The organism is Alcanivorax sp. HI0044 (assembly GCF_001634945.1).
Genome location: NZ_LWEZ01000528.1, coordinates 1 through 641, shown reverse-complemented (window position 1 = coordinate 641; position 641 = coordinate 1). Strand labels below are relative to the sequence as shown.

1 protein-coding gene is annotated in these 641 nt (G+C 64.4%); it reads right to left on the bottom strand.

Annotation, left to right across the window (positions count from 1 at the left end):
- Positions 1 to 610, bottom strand: a 610-nt coding sequence (locus A3730_RS06290; protein ID WP_156500977.1) for a KamA family radical SAM protein, incomplete at its 3' end; no start/stop codon positions are given.
- Between the last annotated feature and the right edge of the window lie 31 nt (positions 611 to 641).

The window sequence follows — 641 nt, the reverse complement described above, 5'->3', positions numbered from 1 at the left end:
CCAGCCGCTCGGGAATCACCACCGGAGTCCGGCTATGGATGCGTAACCGGCGCAGGTGGGGGATGCCTGCCAGGGCTTCCAGCAGTTGCTCAAGGCGCCGATTGTTCAGGGTCAGCGGATCGCCGCCACTGAGAATCACCTCATTAATATCCGGCCGCGCCGCCAGCCATTCCAGTGCCTGCTCCCAGCGCTTGCCGCTTAGATGTGTCTGGTAAGGAAAGTGCCGCCGAAAGCAGTAACGGCAATGCACCGCGCACGCCCCGGTGACTACCAGCAGTGCCCGCCCATGGTACTTATGCAACAGGCCCGGCACCGCCGTGTGCTCGGCTTCCTCCAGCGGGTCAGCACTGTATCCCTGCTGGAGCTGGCGCTCCTCAGGCGCGCTGAGCACTTGCCGCAACAGCGGATCATTCGGGTTGCCCCGCTCGATCAGGTCCACGTAGCGACGCGGCACCCGCAAGGGAAAATCGCCTGCCGCCGCCAGGCTGGCGGGCAGGTCCTGCGGAGTCAGTCCCAGCTGCGCAAACAGCTCCGCCGGGTCGGTAATCAGATCGGCCTGCTGGCGCTGCCAGTCCGGCAACTCCCAACCGGCCGCTTCCTGCGTTATCATTGCCAGCCTTTCCAATGCCATACATCAACCT